At 62.8% G+C, this 20420-nt stretch carries 17 protein-coding genes; 8 read left to right on the forward strand and 9 right to left on the reverse strand.

Annotated elements, in window-relative coordinates:
- From CK215_RS06220 to CK215_RS06240, 5 genes are all read left to right on the forward strand, one after another.
- A complete protein-coding gene (locus tag CK215_RS06220) occupies window positions 1-288 on the forward strand; it encodes a hypothetical protein (protein ID WP_095830415.1) in 288 nt (95 codons plus the stop codon).
- Window positions 285-1166: a branched-chain amino acid ABC transporter permease gene (locus tag CK215_RS06225; RefSeq protein ID WP_095830416.1), complete on the forward strand. Its 882-nt coding sequence runs from the start codon at window positions 285-287 to the stop codon at window positions 1164-1166. The genes CK215_RS06220 and CK215_RS06225 overlap by 4 nt, the downstream gene beginning before the upstream one ends.
- Window positions 1163-2164: a branched-chain amino acid ABC transporter permease gene (locus tag CK215_RS06230; protein WP_095830417.1), complete on the forward strand. Its 1002-nt coding sequence runs from the start codon at window positions 1163-1165 to the stop codon at window positions 2162-2164. Before CK215_RS06225 ends, CK215_RS06230 begins: the two co-directional genes overlap by 4 nt.
- Window positions 2165-2172: 8 nt before the next feature.
- The gene (locus CK215_RS06235; protein ID WP_245418619.1) at window positions 2173-3387 is read left to right on the forward strand and encodes an ABC transporter substrate-binding protein; all 1215 of its coding nucleotides are present in this window, start codon (window positions 2173-2175) and stop codon (window positions 3385-3387) included.
- 311 nt (window positions 3388-3698) lie between these two features.
- On the forward strand, window positions 3699-4688 hold the full coding sequence (locus CK215_RS06240) for a membrane dipeptidase (RefSeq protein WP_095830419.1): 990 nt from the start codon (window positions 3699-3701) through the stop codon (window positions 4686-4688).
- A gap of 43 nt (window positions 4689-4731) precedes the next feature.
- Here CK215_RS06240 and CK215_RS06245 read toward each other — a convergent pair whose 3' ends face one another.
- The 6 genes from CK215_RS06245 to CK215_RS06265 all read right to left on the reverse strand — a co-directional run bounded on the left by CK215_RS06245 (window position 4732) and on the right by CK215_RS06265 (window position 10998).
- A complete protein-coding gene (locus CK215_RS06245) occupies window positions 4732-5358 on the reverse strand; it encodes an aspartate/glutamate racemase family protein (protein ID WP_245418620.1) in 627 nt (208 codons plus the stop codon).
- A 64-nt stretch (window positions 5359-5422) separates the two neighbouring features.
- Entirely contained in the window at window positions 5423-5635 is a 213-nt protein-coding gene (locus CK215_RS06250) for a hypothetical protein (RefSeq protein ID WP_245418621.1), read from the reverse strand.
- A 336-nt stretch (window positions 5636-5971) separates the two neighbouring features.
- Window positions 5972-7303 carry an HlyD family type I secretion periplasmic adaptor subunit gene (locus CK215_RS06255; protein WP_066997938.1) on the reverse strand — a complete coding sequence of 444 codons (1332 nt, stop codon included), beginning with the start codon at window positions 7301-7303 and terminating at the stop codon, window positions 5972-5974.
- Window positions 7296-9029 (reverse strand): type I secretion system permease/ATPase, encoded by a 1734-nt coding sequence (locus tag CK215_RS06260; protein ID WP_170950237.1) that lies wholly within the window; start codon window positions 9027-9029, stop codon window positions 7296-7298. Before CK215_RS06260 ends, CK215_RS06255 begins: the two co-directional genes overlap by 8 nt.
- Before the next feature lie 261 nt (window positions 9030-9290).
- A complete protein-coding gene (locus CK215_RS30640; RefSeq protein ID WP_128373525.1) occupies window positions 9291-9491 on the reverse strand; it encodes a hypothetical protein in 201 nt (66 codons plus the stop codon).
- A gap of 124 nt (window positions 9492-9615) precedes the next feature.
- Entirely contained in the window at window positions 9616-10998 is a 1383-nt protein-coding gene (locus CK215_RS06265; RefSeq protein ID WP_095830420.1) for a calcium-binding protein, read from the reverse strand.
- Window positions 10999-11922: 924 nt separating this feature from the next.
- Between CK215_RS06265 and CK215_RS06270 the strand changes: the two genes are divergently transcribed.
- Window positions 11923-13635 carry an HAD family hydrolase gene (locus CK215_RS06270; protein WP_066997949.1) on the forward strand — a complete coding sequence of 571 codons (1713 nt, stop codon included), beginning with the start codon at window positions 11923-11925 and terminating at the stop codon, window positions 13633-13635.
- A 30-nt stretch (window positions 13636-13665) separates the two neighbouring features.
- Here CK215_RS06270 and smc read toward each other — a convergent pair whose 3' ends face one another.
- The 3 genes from smc to CK215_RS06285 form a co-directional block, all read right to left on the reverse strand.
- Entirely contained in the window at window positions 13666-17124 is a 3459-nt protein-coding gene (gene smc, locus CK215_RS06275) for a chromosome segregation protein SMC (RefSeq protein ID WP_095830421.1), read from the reverse strand.
- 60 nt (window positions 17125-17184) lie between these two features.
- Entirely contained in the window at window positions 17185-17913 is a 729-nt protein-coding gene (locus CK215_RS06280; RefSeq protein WP_067327871.1) for a DsbA family protein, read from the reverse strand.
- Between the two features lie 197 nt (window positions 17914-18110).
- Window positions 18111-18611, reverse strand: coding sequence for a DUF721 domain-containing protein (locus CK215_RS06285; protein WP_067327870.1), 501 nt, complete (start codon window positions 18609-18611; stop codon window positions 18111-18113).
- Between the two features lie 31 nt (window positions 18612-18642).
- Here CK215_RS06285 and mutY point away from each other — a divergent pair, with 31 nt between their 5' ends.
- Together mutY and CK215_RS06295 are read left to right on the forward strand one after the other, a co-directional pair.
- Window positions 18643-19776: an A/G-specific adenine glycosylase gene (gene mutY / locus CK215_RS06290; protein ID WP_095781695.1), complete on the forward strand. Its 1134-nt coding sequence runs from the start codon at window positions 18643-18645 to the stop codon at window positions 19774-19776.
- Window positions 19777-19786: 10 nt separating this feature from the next.
- Window positions 19787-20398, forward strand: coding sequence for an HAD-IA family hydrolase (locus tag CK215_RS06295; protein WP_095781696.1), 612 nt, complete (start codon window positions 19787-19789; stop codon window positions 20396-20398).
- Window positions 20399-20420 lie beyond the last annotated feature (22 nt).

The following is a 20420-nucleotide window of genomic DNA, read 5'->3' on the forward strand; positions in this document are numbered from 1 at the left end:
GTGGCGACGTTTCACCAGATTATTGTTTGCGGCATTGCCCCAGGCGCTGTCTACGCCGTGCTGGTGATTGCCCTCGTGCTGGTCTCGCGTCTTACAAGGCGGGCGTCGGCCGACCGCCTCGATGCAGCCTCCTTCATCGACATTCACGATACCGCCGGACTGCCATTCCTGATCGTGGTAACCGCCATTTCCCCGTCCTCAAACGCCAGGGTTCCCTTGGCCAAGGCTCTCAGATCGAAGGCGCGCAGGTCGACGGCCTCGGCGTTGCAGTTGGGAGGCTGGGCTTGACCCTTTTCGTGCAAATCGTCCTCAGCGGTCTTGCCACCGGCGCGATCTATGCGGCTCTTGCCCTAGCGCTGGTGTTGATCTTTCGCGCCACCAACGTCGTCAATTTCGGTCAAGGCGAAATGGCGACTTTCTCGGCATACTGCACCTGGCAGCTATGCCTGTGGGGCCTGCCATTATGGCTTTCGATTGCAATCGGCCTGGCCGGTTCCTTTGTGCTGGGTATCTTGGCGTTTCGGGTCTTCGTCCGCCCGCTCCTGGCAGCACCAGTCGAGGCGACAGTGGTCGTCACGCTCGGCATGTTTGTGCTCTTCCAGGCGATGGTGACGTGGCTCTGGGGCGCCGAGCAGAAGCCGTTCCCCAGCCTTTTTCCCGAAGGCAGCTTCAGCCTCGGTGACGTACGGGTGCTGGCTTCGTCGGCCGGCACCTTGCTGATCCTCATTGTCCTGGCCGCGGCCATTGCCTCCCTCTTCGCCTTCACAAGGCTTGGGCTCTCCATGCGTGCCGCGGCCTTCGACCGCGTTCGCAGCGTTCTGGTGGGCATCAACGTCGAGCGCATGCTGATGCTCGGCTGGGGTTTCGCCGCGGCGATCGGAATGATCGCGGCGGTGCTGGTCGCGCCACGGCTGTTTTTGAGCCCGACCATGATGACCCCGATCCTTTTCTACGGCCTTGCCGCGGCAACCGTTGGCGGCTGGGACAGTCCGCTCGGCGCGATAGCCGGAGGCCTTCTGGTGGGCGTCAGCGAGAGCCTTGGCGCCAACTACATCGGCTTTCTGGGTGCGGACATGCGCATCGCGGTCCCGATCGGGCTCACCCTTTTCGTCCTGCTGGTCAAGCCGGTCGGTCTGTTCGGCTCACAGAAGGTCACCAAGCTATGAGCAACGACATTCGGCGCACGGTCGCGGCAAGCGTTGGGTTTGTGCTGGTCGCCGCATTGCTGCCGGCCACTTTGTCAGGCTTCCAGTTGCAGCAGGTGAGCATCGCCATCTCCTATGCGGTCGCCATTCTTGGCCTCAACCTGCTTATGGGGTTTGCCGGGCAGATCTGCCTCGCCCAGGGGACGCTGTTCGGCATCGGCGCCTACGTCACCGCCATCTTGAACGCGACCTACGGCGTCCACCCGTTGGCGACCCTGCCTGCGGCGGCTGTTTTTACCGCGCTGGCCGGTCTCGTCGTCGGACTGCCGGCCCTGCGTCTGCAGGGGCTGCAACTTGCGATCATCACGTTTGGTGTCGCGGCGGCCTTTCCGCAGCTTCTGTTGAAGCTCGGCAGTTGGACGGGCGGAGTCTCCGGCTTGCCGATCGATTCCCTGGAGCCGCCTGCGTTCCTGGCCGATTACTCCGAGCTCTGGCTCTATCTGGTGTCGCTGGGGTGCGCCTGCGTCGCGGCATTCATCGTCTATCTCGTTCTCCTCGGCGACGTCGGCCGCGCGCTCCAGGCGCAACGGGACAGTCCGCAGATCGCGGAGGCTCTCGGCGTCAACCTGACCAAGACCAAGCTGTGGGCGTTCGCCATCAGCTCTGCGCTCGCTGGCCTTGGCGGCGGCGTCTTCGCGATCCTCAACGGCTTCATCAGCCCGCAGTCCTTTCTCGCCCCACTTTCCATCACCATCGTGATCGGGAGCATCGTCGGCGGCTCGACAAGCATTGTCGGCGCCTTCATCGGCGGGCTGTTCATCACCTTCGTCCCGACATGGACGTCCAACATCAATCTCGCACTCGGCAACGTCATCTACGCGCTGGCACTGATCGGCATCATGCTTCTGGCGCGCGGAGGGGTTGCCGGTCTGCTGGAGAGACTCGCCGCTGCCTTGAAGGCGCGGTCGAACGCCAACGGCAAAGCCGGATCAATGAGCCAATTAGGGAGGAAGTTATGAGACCATGTATGCCAAGAATGCTTGCGACGGCGGCAATACTTGCGCTGGCCGTCGGTGTCGCTCCGGCGAAAGCTGACGAGACACCGGGCATCACCGACAGCACCGTCAAGATCGGCATCACCGGTCCGCTCACCGGTCCCGTCGCCGTCGTCGGCGCGGTCGCAGAAGGCATCCGCGCCCGGGTCGAGGCCGCCAATTCCCACGGCGGCGTCAAGATGTCCGACGGCAAGACCCGCAAGATCGAGCTCGTGATCAAGGACGACATGCTCGATCCGCAGCGAACGCTTGCGAACGTGCGCGAGATGGTGGAGCAGGACAAAGTCTTCGCCCTTGTCGGCACGGCTGCCACGCCGAACAATGTCGCCATCGGACGCTATATCGAACAACGCAAAGTGCCCAATGTCTTCATGTATTCAGGCGTCCACAAGCTGAACGCGCCGCACGAGGAAATAGGGTTCGTCCCGGCCTTCTCGACCGAGGCGGCGTCGTTCGCCACTTATCTGAAGGACAACAAGCCCGAGGCAAAGGTCGCGCTCCTCTATCTCAACACCGAGACCGGCGAAACCTTCATGAAGGCCTTCGACCAGGCCATCGACGGCTCAGGCGTCAAGGTCGTCGATCGGCAACCGGTGACTTGGCAGGATCCGACCGTCGAAACGCAACTGACAGCGCTCAAGGCTTCCGGCGCCGATACGCTGGTGATCATCGCCGCGCCGCAACAAGGCGGTGAAGCAATCCGCTTCCAGGCCGAGAGCGGCTGGAAGCCGCTGACGCTCGTCACCAACCTTTCCTCGGCCTACCCGATCCTGCAGGCGGTGGGGCTCGAGAACGCCAAGGGCATCATCACCTCGAATTTCCTGAAACCGATCGTTAGCCCGGAAAAAACCGGTGACGCGGGTATCGACCAGTATCTGGACGATATCGCCGCGGCCAAGGTCAACTTCGTCTTCGCCAACACCATCGGACAGGTCGGCTACGCGACCGGCGATGCTCTTGTGAAGGCGCTCGAGCACATGAAGAAGCCGACCCGGGCTGAGCTCCTCGACACCGTCTTCAACATGCAGAAGTGGGACGATCCACTGTTGCTGGACGGGATCAAGCTGAACACCAAAGCCGGCTCCGATATTTTCCCGATTGAGGCACTGCAGCTCTATCAGTTCGACGGGCAGAAGTACGTGCCTGTTGGCAAGCTTCTGGATTTCGAGGGCAAGACGGAAGAGTAACGGACGATCGACACAGGTTGCTGCCGGCTGCGAGCGTCCGCGTTTTGCGGGCGCCTTTCTCGCGAGGACGAATTTCGATTTGTTTGAGCGATTCGTGAGCCGACAATATCGTCGGCAGTCCTATCTGCGATCCGTTTTGCCGGAAGTCATTCGGCAGAAGATGCTGGCGAAGGCGAATCCGGATTCCGTTGCGCGTGACGGCAGATCCAGCTTCAGGCAGTTTGCACCTGCTCTGCGTACCGGACGCAACTTCCCCATTCTAGCCAGTATGGTAGAGATTGGGGCTGGTGCAAATTCCGGTACGAACGGCAATGAACCTTCAAACCAGAGCCCGGTCCATTCTCGATAGCGAAGTCGTCTGGGACGCCCATTCCGGCTTCATGCCGGATCCTGCCGCGGACTTGAACAACCTGCGGATCTGGCGAGACGCCGGTGTCGACTATCTGTCCATCGATGTCGGGTTCGATCTGCTGCCCTGGGAAATGACGGTAACCAATCTCAGCTGCTTCCGCCACTGGATCCTGGCGCGTCCCGCCGACTACGTGCTCGTCTCGTCGGCCGACGAAATCCTCGCTGCTAAGGCGCAAGGCAAGCTGGCGGTCACCTTTGACATCGAAGGCATGAATGCCCTGGACGGCCGGATTGAGATGGTCGAGTTCTATCATGGCCTTGGCGTGCGCCAGATGCTTTTCGCCTATAACCGCAACAACCTTGCCGGCGGCGGATGCCATGACGAAGACCCGGGTCTGACCGCGTTCGGTCGGCAGGTGATCGACGAGATGAACCGCCTCGGCATGTTCGTGGATGTGAGCCACACCGGCTATCGCACCACCATGGACGTGATGGAGTACACGGACCGGCCAGTCATCTTCTCGCACTCCAATCCGAAAGCGCTCTGCGCCCACGGTCGCAACATCACGGACGAGCAGATCAAGGCCTGCGCCCGCACCGGCGGCATCGTCGGCGTCGTCGGGCTCAGCCGTTTCCTTGGCGAGGCGCGCACCGATTCCGAACGGCTGGCCGACCATGTCGAATATCTGATCGATCTCGCTGGCCCACGCCATGTTGGCGTCGGCCTCGACCATGCTTTCCCGGTCGAGATCGAAGGCATCGACGACATCATCGCCAGCAATCCGCATTTCTGGCCGAAGAGCGAATATGCGGGAGAAACGACCTATTCGGCACCAGCCCAAATGAAAGAGCTGACCGAGGTTCTGCTTCGTCGCGGTCAGCCGGAAGGAGCGGTCCGCGACGTCATAGGCGGCAACTTCATGCGCCTTGCCCGGGAAATCTGGAAATAGCCACCGGAGCAGCTGTCGAGCGCTCCGTGGGACCTTCTTTTGGTCAGGCGGGTTGGTCCGCGCCAAGAAGGACGCGCAGCTTCGCGACGGCCGCATCCGGACTGGTCGATACGGGGATGTTCGTCGCCGCTTTGACCGCATCCCGCGCGCGCGCCATGGAGAACTGTGCCAAGACGATCGCATCGAAATCCTTCAGCTTGGCGGCTTCAGCCGCGATCAGCCGGTTGTGGGTTTCCACGTCTCCTGCACGCACCGCCTCGATCGCGCCCGGCACGAAATAGCTCGTGATGGTGGCAGCTTGGCCCATACGGGCGGCTTCGTCCCGGAACTCCTGCTCCATTCCTTCCCTCGACGGCGGGAAAGTGTAGAGCATTGCGGTGCGGCCGCCACGGCGGATCGCCATCTCAAACATGGCCTCGTTCGGTTTCAGGACCGGAACGTCCAGCTTCGCCGCGGCCTGTTCGATCGCTTGCCCGAACGCCGAGCAGGTGAACAGCACGGCATCGCTTCCAATCGAACGGGCATAGCTGGCCAAGGCCTCGATGCGCCGGATCATGTCGCTCGTCAGGTCAGCGGTTTTGGCGCGGTCCACTGCCAGGCTGTCCTCGAGGATATTGACGGTTTCGACGCCAGGCCATCGCGTTTCGAACGCCGATCTGATCGACTCCATCGAGATGGGCGTGGCATGGATCAGGGCAATGCGAGGCTGTGACGTCATTGTGCGAGACCGAATGTTAAACGAGGCCGCCCCGAGAGCAAGCGGCGTTGGTTACCAATGAATATTTCGCGGCTGCCGCCGCGAAGACCCATACGCTCTCGGCAGGGATCCGCGCCCATACATTGCGCGAGGCAAGTTGCCGCGCGCCGTGCGCTTTGGCGACGAAGTCGCCACGGCGCAGACGGTACTCCCACTTGTCGCCGGGATAGATGCTGTCATCGAGATGCATCTCGATGCCGTCCGGGTGCAAGGGACCGCGGCTGTTGAAACTGACTTCGAGATCGAGACTCTGGCGATGGACGGGATCATCCCGCTTATCCTTTCGAGACCAGCTCACCATGGCAAGGAAGGAGGAAGGCGACCGCAGCCCAATAGGTGATGGTCCTTGCCTTCGATCACGTGGCGAGACAGCCACTACAAAGCCCGTCGCCTCGAGCGCTACGAGCGTGCGACGTTTTGGCCGTGAAAACCGAGGACCGTGACTGGCCGAACCACGGTTGCGCATAATCCGGCGGAAGAGTTCCACTTCGGGTAATGTTGAAGGCCGCAGGAGGCAGGATCGGGCCTATCTTTCCCGAAACGCGCGCTGGAACGAGTCCACTAGTGGCTTGGTCAGATAGCTCAGAAAGGTTCGCTCGCCGGTTGAAATGAAGGTTTCGACCGGCATGCCTGGGTAGATCTGCTCGGGCTTGACCTGCGGTGGCAGCTTGTCGGCCATCTTAAGCCGCACGGTGTAATAGGGCTGTCCAGTGCTGGGAGTGGTCAGCCGGTCCGCCGAAATGTAGAACACCTTTCCCGGCACTTTTGGTGTGGTCCGCGCGTTCAGGGCTGTGAACATCATGTTCGCGCCTTGGCCGACTCGGATAGAATCGATGTCTTCAGGCTTGATCTTTGCCTCGACGATAAGTTCCTTCGTCGGCAGGAGCTCCATCGCAGGCTCGCCAGCACGAATGACGCTGCCTTCGGAATTGTAGAGAGAGCGGACGATGATGCCGTCCGCCGGGGCACGAATGGTCGTTCGGACCAGGACCGATCGAGCGGCGTTGATTTGTTCCTCAAGGTCGGCCACCTCTACCCGGGCCTTGTTCAATTCCGTGACGGCATCCTCGACCCGGGTGGTTGTTAGTCTTTCAATCTGCTGGCGCGCTTCCACGATCTGGGTGGCCGCGCTGGCGATTTGCGCCTCCAGCGATCCCTCCTGACCTACCAACTCGGCGGTGCTACGCAGAAGATCGGTGTATTCGGAACGATTTGTCAGTCCCTTGTCGAGCAAGTGCTTTTTGCGTTCCGTCTCGGCATTGACGATCGCGAGCTGGTTTGCCGCAGCATCCTTTTGCGCCTTCAAGCCGGCAACAGCTTCCCGAAGGGCTGCCACCCGTTCCCTAAGGATCTCCTGATCTGCGCCATAGCGCGCTAGCCGAGCCCGGAACTCCTTGGTTTGCTCTGCAAAGACGTCACTGAATTCGGACGCGTCTGAGTAGGCGCCTAAATCGCGGGGCAGGACGATTTTCTCCAAGCCGTCCCGTTCTGCCTCGAGCCGCGCGATCTCGGCCTTTTGTGCGACCCACTGTTTGAGGACTCGGTTGAGCTGCGACTGCGCCACCGTTGGATCGAGCACGATCAGCGCCTGCCCTCGTAAGACTCTGTCACCCTCTCGAGCTTTGACGCTGCTGACCACGCCACCTTCGAGATGCTGGATCATGACATTCTGTCCAGCTGCTGCAATCACTCCTGGCGCGATCGTTGCTCCGGCAATCGGCGCCATTGCGCCCCAGAATACGAAGCCAAGCAAGAAAACGGACACGCTTGCATACCCCGCCAGCGTGATGCGATCTGTGCGCGTATCGACGTTGCGCTGCCAGCTATACGTCCTGGCGCCGATGGCTTGGCTAGTCATTAGCGACCTTTATCTCGCCTCGAGCAGATGAGGGGAAAGGCACCACTCCTTCGCGCGACTGAGAGGCTGCGGGCCACCCCGCCTGGGCCCGTCGCTCGACAAGTCTATCGAGCACGCCCTTGGTCAAACCGTAGATCTCGACCTGGCCATTGCGTAGCATCAATACGCGATCGCATTTGGAAGCGAGAGAGGGCCGATGGGTTATGACAAGCACGGTCGTTTTTCGTGAACGCGCCCCGCTGATCGCGCGCTCGAGCGCGGCTTCGCCGTTGGAATCGAGATTTGCATTGGGCTCGTCGAGAACCAGCACCTTGGGATCGCCGTAGAAGGCCCGAGCAAGCCCGATGCGTTGACGCTCGCCACCCGAAAGGCGAACGCCGGTCGGGCCGATCAGCGTCGAGTAGCCATCCCTCTGACCCAGGATGAGCTCATGCACTTGGGCCCGCTGGGCTGCTTGAACCAACTTCTCGCTGGGCGCATTCGGTTCGAACCGCGCGATATTTTGCGCGATGGTTCCCGGGAAGAGTTCCACATCTTGCGGCAGGTAACCAATATGGCGGCCGAGTTGTTCCGGGTCCCAGTTCCGAATATCGCCGCCGTCGATCCGGATCGCCCCCGAGCGGGGCGCGATCGCACCGACGATGAGGCGCGCCAGAGTCGATTTTCCAGCCTGGCTCGGCCCTACAATCGCGACTGTCTCGCCGGCGGCGACCTCAAAGGTCAAGCGCTTGATCAGCGGCAGCGAGCCGTCGGCCGCGCCCGGAAGATGATAGACTATTTGCTCCACGCTTAGCGCTCCTTCAGGAGCCGGCAATGCTACGTTTTCCTGGTTGTCGAGCCCGGACCGGAGAGCTGAAAGCCTCTTCCAGGCAAGATTGGCGTCGATGATCTGCCGCCAACTCCCAATGATCTGATCAAGAGGTTGCAGAGCGCGCGCCGAAATCATCGAGGACGCAAATATCATACCGGCGGTCATCTCGTTGTGGAGAACCAGATAAGCGCCGGCCCCCAATATCGCGATCTGCAGTGTCGAACGAGTGGTGCGCGATACACCGCCATAAAACGAATTGATGCGAGCGAGCCCATCCGAGGCGTGTAGAGAGCCGGAAAAACGGGTGCCCCAGAATTCTATCGCGTTGGACACCATGCCAAGTGCGCGAACGGTTTCGAAGTTTCGGGCGAAAGCCTGCGCCGAATTCATCGAGGCGTTGAGACTCTCCGCCGCCTCCTTGCCAGGTCGCGAGCTCGCGACCTGGTTCAGAATGGCGATGGCGACCATGAGAACCGCTCCGACGATCGTCACAAGGAAGAGCAGCGGATGGATGAAATAGAGCAGGCCCACGAAGATCGGCCCGAAAGGAAGGTCGAAGAGAAAGAAAATGGTCCTCGAAGCGATGAAGCCTCGCAGGGTGGCCAAGTCGCGCAAGGCTTGAACATCGCCGAGGCCAGCGCGGGGGCCACTCATTGCAGCGAGAAAAGACGATGTGCCCAACGAGACATCCAGTCGCGCCGCGAGCCGGCTTGCGTATACACCCCGCACGACTTCGAGCACGCCGAAGAGCAAGAGCGTCGAAAGCGCAAGCAATGTTAGGTAGGTGAGCGTGTCCAAATTGGCGGCGGGCAAAACCCGATCATAGACCTGCAGCATGTAGAGAGGCAGAACTAGCACCAGGGTGTTCATCACCGCGGAGAACAGGCCCATTTCGACCACGCTCTTCGACAGCACCCTTCTATTCGTGTAACTGGGCATCCCCGAAATCGTCTCTTTTGGTTAAGGGATCATTTTAGACAATGTTTATATATCATGCCAAGCAGCCGCGCTATCGGTTGCGACCTTTTGACAGCCTAGCCTTACGTTCATCGGAAGTTATCCACCGGTCATCCAGTTCGGCTGGGACGCCAGGAACCACCAATCCAGGATGGCGCTAAGCGTCTGATTCTCACTCAGAGAATTGAAGCGTCCAAACCTCAAAACTGCCTTAGTCAGCTAATCGCTTGCTGGCAGTGAAAATGACGTCTGCGAACGAGGCGGCGTGAAACTCAAGTTGCTAAATGTTTCCAATAATAGCGTCGCCGCCGCAGTAAGCTGGCCGCCGATAATGGTGTCGCCGCCATCGGCCCGATCGGTTTGGATGGTGATGGCAGCGCCGACTGCAAAGGCCGGCGCATGCGCATCCGCGGCGATCAATGCGGCCGACGTTTATGGCAACTTGATCGGCGTCCGCCGCCTTTCTGATCGGTGACCGTCGGAACCAGGCACGGCGGGGGGCGCGCCCGCCCCTCGCCATGCCATGGTCCGATCGCATGAACGATCAAACGACGAATACGTCGTGATAGGTCAGTGCCGCTCCGGGCTCCAGGTGGGCGATTTCCACCTGGGGGGCCGATTTCGAGCCGTCGGGATCATAGGACAAGACGCCCGTGGCCCGGTTGTAGAGCAGGTGATCGTTGCTATGGGTGGCGTGTTCTCGCAACTCGAAATACGACGAGTTCACCTGCGTCGGGCTGGACGAGGAACCGGCGCCGAGTTGGGTGAAGACGGCGTTGTCGAGATAGAGTGCGTCGTTTACCGCGTCGAAGTCGGTCAGTGTGTCGACATTGCCCGCGTCATAGGCGGTGTCAAACACAAAGGTGTCGTGGCCCGCGCCACCGGTCAGCACGTCGTTGCCACCCTTGCCCCGCAATGTGTCGTTGCCAGCCAGGCCATCAAAGGTATCGGCCGCGGCAGTGCCGACAAATGTATCGTTCCCGGTCGTTCCGTGGGTCGGGTCCGTCGGCAGGGTCGGAGATGACGGTAGCGGGTCGGTCGGCACGGTCGGAGATGACGGTAGCGGGTCCGTCCCGTCATGGGCTGCGTGCCAGGCTGCCTTGGCGTGGGCCCAATAGTCGCGGGCCGCCTGGCCCTGAAGGACCGTCCAGCCGGCGGGCGGCATTGGATAATCCGCCGGCAGCGGCGTGTCGGAGAGGTTGAGATAGTAATTGCCGTGCGACTCGACCGTCTTGTCCCAAGCCCGCTGCACCCGTTCCAAGCCGTTGTGGTTAACGTCGGTGATCGCCACCACGCAGTCGATAAAGTGCAGGCTGGGCACGATATCGGCAGCGCCTGTGCCCTTGTCGAGTTTGAATGGCGAACCGTGGGTCATCTCGCCTTTGCGAAGGTACTCTCCCATGCCTAGAAGCATGCCATCCATGGTGACCGAGTTGTCAGACCCATCCACGTCACCATCGCCAAGGCTCACTCCGGAAAACACGTGGTCGAACAGCGAATCCCGGATGGTGCCGCCGATGACGTCGTCGTCCTCGACCGCGTCGTCTCGTGAGTTGCCGACATAGGTATCCTCGATAAGGAAGGTGCCAGTGCCGCCGACACGGATGCCATCCCAGGGCTTGGTGATCGTCCAGTCGTCGATGACAAAGCTGTGGGCTGAATTCACGCGGACTGCGGCGGAGTTGACGTAAACGTCCTCCCAGGCGCCGGTTTGGGAGACCGTGCCGTTGATCGTGCCGCCCGACGCCACGAGGTTGTCGCCGGGGTTGACGACCGCGAAGGGATAGAGGTTGGTGGAGCTTCCCTGATTGGCGACAATCCACGAGGCTTTGCTGGCATCGATAGTGGTGTCGGCGGGGAGACCGGATGCTTTATATTGGCGGTAGCCGTAGTCACCGCTCAAGACAATGGTATTCGTATCGGCCATTCTTGGCGACCTTTCACACCCCCACCCTTTCTGCCCAACATGCCTGAAGCCCGAATGGCTCGCGGCCAAAAGAGCCCAGGTTAGCGGTATGGAGCAAATCACAAAATTTAAAAAAAGTGTCTCAAAATGTAACAATATATCTCTCGCGGGAATTGGGTGGCGCGGCGATTTCAGCGCGGATTCTCTTCAGTGGTCTCAACGCGGCTTTCGACCCCTTCACCTCCGAAACCCACCGGCCTCGCAGGAGCAGTCCATGAGCGGAGACTGTGCGCACGAGTTCCATCGTTGCAAATCATCGAAATCCGGACGATTGGCGAGACGATCAAATTCGTCCGTGAGTTATGGGGCAAGAACGCACGCCGGGATGTCGAGCGCCCGGCAATGAACTGACCGATATTTGCGTCAGCTCGACATCACGCTGTCTCAATATGAAGTGGAAGTCCGTGCTCTGGTCGCGGCGAGCGGTGGGGCAGGTCCCTCGACAATATCTGCCCGACCTCCTATATGCTTCGCGCAAAAGCACGGAGAAAAGGGTGTGTCCCGAGAGCGTGACGTGCTTATGTGGCGCGAAGCCGGGAAACTTGCGTTATCTGGCGATTATGAAGGATGGCTTGCCATCGAATGGGAGCTTCGTAGCAGAGGATTCTCACGCGCCAAGCTGCTGTTCGATAACGACCGGGTCCGAAAAAAATTGGATGAGATCTGCAAGAGGGCACAGGAGCAACGCGCCGACCCCAAACGGACCTAAAGACCAGAAGCGCCCCGCCTTTCCAGAACCCAGCCAACCTTCTCTCTCCGATGAATTGCATTTCTCCAAGCCTGGTTCGCGCCAGGGAGGCGAAAGCGCCGGCCTAAACCTTTTCCGCCGACAGACGTTGTTTGTTCCAGACGGACCGAGCGACCGGCAGCGGAGAGGATCACCCGATGTATTTCATGGCACTGGCCACCGACTACGACGGCACGCTGGCGCATGACGGACTGGTCACCGCCAGCACGCTGTCGGCGCTGAAGAAGCTGAAGAAGTCCGGCCGCAAGCTCATCCTGGTCACCGGCCGCGAACTGCCCGATCTCAAGGAGGTGTTTCCGGAGGTCGGGCTGTTCGACAAGGTGGTGGCCGAAAACGGCGCGCTGATCTACACGCCGGCGAGCGAGGAAGAGCAAACGATCTCGCCCTCGCCTTCCGCCGATTTCGTCGACAGACTGAAGAAGCGCGACGTCAAGCCGCTCTCGGTCGGCCGCTCGATCGTTGCTACCTGGGAGCCGCACCAGGCCACCGTGCTCGACGTCATCAAGGAGCTCGGCCTTGAGCTGGAGATCATCTTCAACAAGGGCGCGGTGATGATCCTGCCCTCAGGCATCAACAAGGCCACCGGACTGGCGGCTGCGCTCAAGGACCTCAGATTGTCGCCGCATAATGTGGTGGGTATCGGCGACGCCGAGAACGACCACGCCTTCCTCAGGGCTTCGGGTTGCAGCGTCGCCGTCGCCAACGCACTGCCCGCCGTGAAGGAAACCGCCGACCTCGTCACCAGGGAGGCGCGCGGCAAGGGTGTCGAAGAACTGATCGGCAAGCTGATAAAGCAGGATCATCTGATAGCTCGCAAGCGCTTGCGCGGCGTCCTGCTGGGAACTGCCAACGGCAAGAAGGTTTATCTGTCGCCCGTCGAGACCGTTCTGATCGCCGGAAGCTCCGGTATCGGCAAGTCGACATTGGCCACAGCGCTCACCGAGCGGCTTGCCGAACAGGGATTGCAGTTCTGCATTTTCGATCCCGAGGGCGACTATGACGGACTGGAGGGCGCCGTTCCGCTAGGTGATGGCTCGACTACACCCAGCAAGGAGCAATTGCTGGAGCTGATCGAAAAGCCTGGCACCAATATCGTGGTCAACGGGCTGGCGCTGAAGGTCGACGAGCGGCCCGACTTCTTTGCCGAATTGCTGCCAGGCCTCGGCAGCGTCCGCTACCGCACGGCAAGGCCGCATTGGCTGATCATCGACGAGGCGCATCACCTTCTGCCCAGGCGCCGCGAGGACACGCGCGCGGTGCTGTCGCTCGAGCTGCCGGGCACGGTGCTGATCACCGTGCATCCGGAAGCGATTTCGACCGGGGTCCTGCGCCTGGTGACGGCGGTCATCGCGCTCGGTCCGAAGGCGAAGAGCGTGATCAAGACCTTCTGCAAGGAGGCCGGGCTGGAGGCGCCCAAGAGCATTCCTTCGCCGAAGGGTGACCGGGTCCTGCTATGGCGGCCGCAAGACGGCAAGAAGCCGTTCACGGTCAAGGCGATCGAACCCGACCAATCGCTGAAGCGGCACAGCCGCAAATATGCCGAAGGCGAGCTCGACGAGGCCGGCAGTTTCTATTTCACGGGGCCGGAAAAGGCGATGAACCTCAGAGCCCACAATCTGATCATTTTCGCCCAAATGGCGGAAGGCATCGACGACAAGACCTGGGAATACCACCTGCGCGCTGGCGACTATTCCAAATGGTTCCGCCAACAGATCAGGGACAAGGAACTCGCCCGCGAGACGTCAGAGGCCGAGAAGGACAAGAGCCTATCGCCCGAGGAGAGCCGCAAGCGCGTGCTGGAGGCCGTGCGCCGGCGTTACACGGCGCCAGCCACGGCACCGGAGACGTAACTCAGTCGGTTCCGGGCGCCAAGCCCGCCCTCAACTCGCCTCGCGCATCGCCTCAGCGGCCTGCAGGTCGACCGAGACCAGCTGGCTGACGCCCTGCTCGGCCATGGTGACGCCGAACAGCCGGTCCATGCGCGCCATGGTGATCGGGTTGTGGGTGATGATGACGAAGCGGGTCTCGGTGGTCTTCGACATCTCGTCCATCAGGTTGCAGAAGCGCTCGACATTGTGGTCGTCGAGCGGCGCGTCGACTTCGTCGAGCACGCAGATCGGTGCCGGGTTGGTGAGGAAGACGGCGAAGATCAGCGACATTGCGGTGAGCGCCTGCTCGCCGCCGGAGAGCAGCGTCATGGTCTGCGGCTTCTTGCCGGGCGGCCGGGCGAGGATTTCGAGGCCGGCTTCCAGCGGATCTTCGGACTCGATCAGCTGCAATTCGGCCGTGCCGCCACCGAAGAGATGTGCAAACAGCCGCTGGAAATGGCCGTTGACCACCTCAAAGGCCGACAGCAGGCGTTCACGGCCCTCGCGGTTGAGGCTCTGGATCGCTTGGCGCAGTTTTCTGATCGCCTCTATGATGTCCTCGCGCTCGGACACGATGATTTCCAGGCGGTCCGACAGCTCCCTCTGTTCTTCCTCGGCGCGCAGATTGACGGCCCCTAGCCGCTCGCGCTCGATCTTCAGCCGGTCGAGCTGGCGCTCGACCTCGGCCATGTCCGGCATCGGGTCGTCGGTCTCTAGCCCGGTATGCTTGATGACGAGATGCGGCGGCGTGTTCAGCGCTTCCTGGATGCGAGCCTCGACCTCGGCGCGGCGTTCGTCGGCCGCGGTCAGCCGCTCCTCGGCGCGGACGCGGGTCTCGCGCGCTTCGGCAAGCGACTGGATCGCCGCGGTCGCCGCCTTGTCGAGCTCGGCTTGCTTGGTCTCCGCTTCCTGCAGGCGATCGCCGGCGGCCTGGCGCAGCGCCTCGGCCTCGGAAAGCTGACTCAACAGCGCACGGCGCTTGGCGTCGATCTCGTCGGGCGCGTCGGCCAGCCGCTCGCGCTCAGCTTCGGCCTCAGCCTTGCGCTCGCCAAGCGCGGCGATCTGCGTCGAGGCGTTTTCGGCCCGCTCCAGCCAGTTCTTGCGCTCGGTGCCGATCGCGTCGAGCCGGCGCATGCGCGCTTCGGCCTCGCGCCGTAGGCCGTCATGCACGGCGCGCGTATCGGCAAGCGTGGCGCGGTCGCGAGCTACACTGGCGGAGGCCTGCTCGAGCTGGAGCTGCAGGTCGCCGAGATCGGGCGCGTCCCTGAGCATCTCCTCGGCTTCGAGGAAAGCGGCTTGCGTCTCTTCATGGCTGTCGACGATGCGCGCGCGGGCGTCATCCAAGGCAGCACGGCGGCTGGCCAGCTCGCCGCCGGCCTTCTCGGCCTCGGCTAGCGCGTCACGGGCGGCGTCCAGTGCGTGCTGGGCATCGCGGCCGGCCTGACGCGCGTTGCGCTCGGCCTCGCTCGCCTGGCGCATCGCCTGCTCGGCGCGCGCCAGCGCCTCCTCGGCCTCGCGCACGACGCGGGTCGCCTGCACGGCCTCGGCATCGAGCTCCGCCAGGCGGTTCTTCTGCGCCAGCCGCTGCGCGGCAGCGGTCGGCGCATCGGCGCTGGCCGTCAAGCCGTCCCAGCGCCAGAGCGCGCCGTCGCGGCTGACCAGCCGCTGGCCGGGCGCGAGCTGCGCTTGAAGGCGACGGCCATCGGCGGCGTCGACGATGCCGATCTGCGCCAGGCGGCGGGCAAGCTGTGCCGGCGCGCGGACCACACTCGCCAGGCTCCTCACGCCTTCAGGCAGCGCCGCGTCACCCGGTTTAACCGCGCTCTCGCCCCAATGCACCGGGGCGCTGCGGTCGAGCGGCACGTCGAGGTCCTCGCCGAGCGCGGCGCCAAGTGCCGTCTCGTAGCCGCGCTCGACGCTGATCTGCTCCAGCACCGAAGGGAAGAGATCGCCGCTCGCGGCGTTGAGTATCTTGGCCAGCGTGCGCGCTTCCGTCTCGATGCGCTGCAATTCGGCCTTGGCATCCTGCAGAGGCGGACGCGCAGCACTTTCGGCGGCGCGCGCCTCGGCGACCGCCTGCTCGGCGGCGATGGCACCCAGTTCGCTCTCTTCCAGGCGGGCAAGCGCGTCCTCGACCAGCAGCCGCTTCTCGGCGGGATCGGGCAGGCCGGAAATGCGCGCCACAATATCGGAGAGCTCGCGATCGACCTCGGCAAGCTGACGTGCGAAGCGGTCGCGGCGCTCGGCGGTCTCACGCAAAGTGCGCTCGATCTGGTGGCGCGAGGCGGCCGCCTCGGCGCGTTCGGCAGTCAGCGCGGCCAGCCTGGCTTCGCTCTGCGAGAGCGTCGCGCCGGCCTGCTCGAAGGCGGCGCGGGTGGTGGCTTCGCGCTCGGCAGCACCTGCATTGTCCGAATTGAGCTCGGCTTCCTCGGTGCGGAGACGCTCGAGAATGTCGGCATTGTCGCGCACCATCCGCTCCTCGCGGGCGATGTCTGCATCGAGCTGCTGCAGGCGCCGCTCCAGCTCCGCCTGGCGCGAGCGGATGCGGCCGGCCTCTTCTTCGATCTGCGTTTTGGCGATCGACAGGCGCTGAAAGGCCGCCGCTGCGGCCGCTTCGGCGTCGCGCAGGTCGGGCAGGCGGTGGGCGGCGATGCCCTGCTCCCTCGCAGCGGCCATCTGGGCTGCGGCGCGGTCACCGACCAGCGTGGTCGCAACGGCAAGCGCCGAACGCGCTTCGCCTTCCTGGGTTTTGGCCAGTGTCCAGCGCAGATGCAGAAGCGTCGCCTCGGCCTTGCGGATGTCGGCCGACAGGTTCTTGAAGCGCGAAGCCTGGCGCGCCTGGCGCTTCAGGCTGTCGATCTGGCTTTCCAACTCGCCGACGACATCGTCAAGCCGTTCGAGGTTTTGTTCGGCCGCCTTCAGCCGAAGCTCGGCCTCGTGCCGGCGCGTGTGCAGGCCGGAGATACCGGCGGCTTCTTCGAGCAGCGCCCGGCGCGCCTGGGGCTTGGCCTGGATCAGCTCGCCGATGCGGCCCTGGCCGACCATGGACGGCGAGCGCGCGCCGGTCGACTGGTCGGCGAAGAGCAGTTGCACGTCCTTGGCACGCGCTTCCTTGCCGTTGATGCGGTAGAGCGAGCCCGCCTCGCGCTCGATGCGGCGCGACACCTGCAATTCATCGGCGTCGTTGAAGGCGGCGGGCGCCGTGCGGTCCGAATTGTCAAGGAAAAGCGTGACTTCGGCGGTGTTGCGCGCCGGCCGCGCGCCGGAGCCGGAAAAGATCACGTCGTCCATGCCTGACGCGCGCATGTTCTTGTAGGAACTTTCGCCCATCACCCAGCGCAGCGCCTCGACAAGGTTGGACTTGCCGCAGCCGTTCGGCCCGACAATGCCGGTCAGCCCGCGTTCGATGACGAACTCGCCGGGCTCGACGAAGGACTTGAAACCGAGGAGGCGAAGGCGCGAGAACTTCATTCGCGCCGCTCCGCAAAGACCAATATGCCGAAGCCAAGCAGCTTCGGCGCGGCCTGGACGTCAGAGCAGAGGGTCGATGATGGCCGACATTTCCTCAATCGACATCGCCCCTTTGTAGGTCTTTCCGTTGATGAAGAAGGTCGGCGTCGAGTCGACCTTGAACTCGTCCGCTCCGCGTTTCTGGACTGCTCTCACATCGTCCAGAAGCTTCTGGTCCGTCAAGCAGGCCTCAAATGACTCCTGTGTAAAACCGGCGAGCTTGGAAATCTGCAGCAGCGCTTCCTTGGTGTTGCTGACGCCAACCCAGCTCGGCTGCTGCTTGAACAACACGTCCACCATGGCGAAATAGTTGTCCTTGGCGCAGCGCGCCAGCATGAAGCCGGCCTCGGCGCTCGGGTCGAAGGGGAATTCGCGCAGGATATAGCGCACCTTGCCCGTGTCGATGTATTTCGACTTCAGCTCAGGGAAGGTTGTGTCGTTGAAATGCGCGCAATGCGGGCAGGTCATCGAGGCATATTCGACGATGGTGACCTTGGCGTCGTCCTTGCCGAGCTGCTTGTCGGGCAAAGCGCCGGGCTTGAGCAGTTCCGCCATGTCGACGGTGCCCTGCGCTTCCGGCACCTGAGCGGCCGCGGGCGTGGCAGGCTTGGCTGGCGTCGACGGATTGGCGGGCTTCACATCGGCCGCCTTTGCCTCTTCACCCGAGTCGCTGCACGCGGCAAGCAGCGCCACTGCCGGAACGGCGGCCAGCGTGGTCAGAAGGTTTCTGCGAGACAAAGAGCGGTTCATGCGAATCACCTGATATCGGTTGGATTTTGCAATGCAAGGGCTAGAAAAGGCGAGAGTTGGCGCGAATTAAGGCATCGGCATCCCCAATCCAATCGCCAAATTTTTCGGGCGCGATCACGAATATGCGATATTGACGACAATTTTGCAGCGCGCTCCACGACTTTTCCCGAAACCGCCGGAACTTTCGGGAGACATGCTCAGGGCTTTTTTTGTCCGAGGATGGTCGCGCCGAGCCGCTCGAGCGAAGCGCGCAAGCCATCATCCTCGATCTTGCCGACCGTTCGCGCCAGCTTCGATTTCTCGGCCTCGCTGAGAGGCCGCGGTTGCGGTTTCGGCCGCGCTTTCGCCGAAAGGACCGGCTTCTGCAGGATCTTGATGCGGCCTATGGCGTTGAAACCCAGGAAGGCGTTGACGCGGTTGATGACCTCGCCCGCCTCATGCTGAAGATGCAGCGCCGCCATGCCTTCGCAGGCAATGATCAGCACCGCCGGCTCGAACGGATCGTCCTCATGCAGGCGGCGCGGCCACTGGATCTTTTCCGGGCGCGAGTGGCTGGCCAGGCGCGGCCCGGCGATCTCTTCCCAGGACTGCACCAGTCCGATCGAGATGCCGGCGCGCTTCTTCAGGACAGGATCGAGGATCTCGGTAGCGAGATCGCTCACCGGAACGGGATTGCCGAAGGGCCTTTTCCCTGCCATGTGCGTTCTCCGATCCTAACTCACCCGATCAATGGCACCGCAAGACCAGACCCGCAAGGCCGCAGCCGAGAAGTGCGTATCCGGAGATAGCAGCATCGCCGTCCGCCTGCTTGCCTGGTACGACGCGCATCACCGCGACCTGCCCTGGCGCGTGACGCCGAGTGCGTTCTCGCGTGGGACAAAACCCGACCCTTATCGCGTCTGGCTCTCCGAGGTCATGCTGCAGCAGACCACGGTCGAGGCGGTGAAAGCCTATTTCCGGACGTTTGTCGAGAAATGGCCGACCGTCGAGGCGCTGGCGGCAGAGCCGGCCGAGGACGTCATGAAGGCCTGGGCCGGGCTCGGCTATTACTCGAGGGCACGCAATCTCAAAGCCTGCGCCGATCTCGTGGCGCAGCGGGGGGGCCGCTTTCCCGACACCGAGGCCGGATTGAAGGAATTGCCGGGCATCGGCGCCTACACGGCGGCCGCCATCGCGGCGATCGCCTTCGACCGGCCTGCCGCAGTCGTCGACGGCAATGTCGAGCGTGTCATCTCGCGGCTCTATTCGGTGGAGACGCCGCTCAGCGAGGCCAAGCCGGAAATCCGAGCGCTGGTCGAGAAGCTCGTGCCACGGGCGAGGCCCGGCGATTTCGCCCAGGCGATGATGGATCTCGGCGCCACGATCTGCACGCCGCGGCGGCCGCGCTGCATGCTGTGCCCGCTGCGCGAGGATTGCAGCGCGATCCTGTCAGGCGATCCGGAGCGTTTTCCAGTCCGCCTGCCCAAGGGCGACAAGCCGCTCAGGCGCGGTGCTGCCTTTGTCGCTCAACGCGATGACGGCGCCATCCTGCTGCGCAAACGGCCCGACAAGGGGCTGCTCGGCGGCATGACCGAGGTGCCGACCACGGCGTGGACGGCGCGGGCCGACGGCGCTACGACGGCGGACGCAGCGCCCATTTCGGCCGACTGGCGGCGCGCCGGGCGGATCGGCCATGTCTTCACCCATTTCGCGCTCGAACTCGACGTCTTCCATGCCCACATCAGGGGTGATGCGCCCAACGGGCATTTCTGGTCGCTAGCCCACGAAATTCCCGGGGAAGCGCTGCCCACCGTCATGAAAAAGGTAATCGAGGCAGCGATACCGGGCGCAACCAAAAAGCAAGCCCCGCTGCGCCCGCGTTGAAAGGACCGCAATGACTGACATCCGCCACATCGTGTTCGATATCGGCAAGGTGCTGATCCACTACGATCCGGACCTTCCGTTCAGCCGGCTGATCCCGGATGCCGAGGAGCGGAAATGGTTCTTCGACAATGTCTGCACCAGCGCCTGGAACATCGAGCAGGATCGGGGCCGCACCTGGCAAGACGCCGAGGCGCTGCTGATCGCCGAACACCCCGATCACGCCGAGAACATCCGCAACTTCCGCCGCTGCTGGCACGAGATGGTGCCGCATGCCTATGACGACAGCGTCGCCATCATGGTCGGCCTGATCGACAGGGGCCGCGATGTGACCATGCTGACCAATTTCGCCGCCGACACGTTCGCCGAAGCCCGCCGGCGCTTCGACTTTCTCAATCGGCCGCGCGGCGTCACCGTCTCGGGCGAGATCGGCCTGATCAAGCCGGATCAGGCCATCTACGACCGTCACGTCGCATCCTTCGACCTGGAGCCGGCCGCCACACTCTTCATCGACGACAGCCAGAAGAATGTCGACGGCGCCAAGACCGCCGGCTGGCAGGCGGTGCTGTTCACCGAGGCCAAGGCGCTTCAAGCGGATCTTGAACGGCTCGGGATTGCGGCCTGAACTGAATCACTTGCAGCAATCG

It is taken from the genome of Mesorhizobium sp. WSM3864, from assembly GCF_002294955.1.
In the GTDB taxonomy this organism is placed as follows: domain Bacteria; phylum Pseudomonadota; class Alphaproteobacteria; order Rhizobiales; family Rhizobiaceae; genus Mesorhizobium.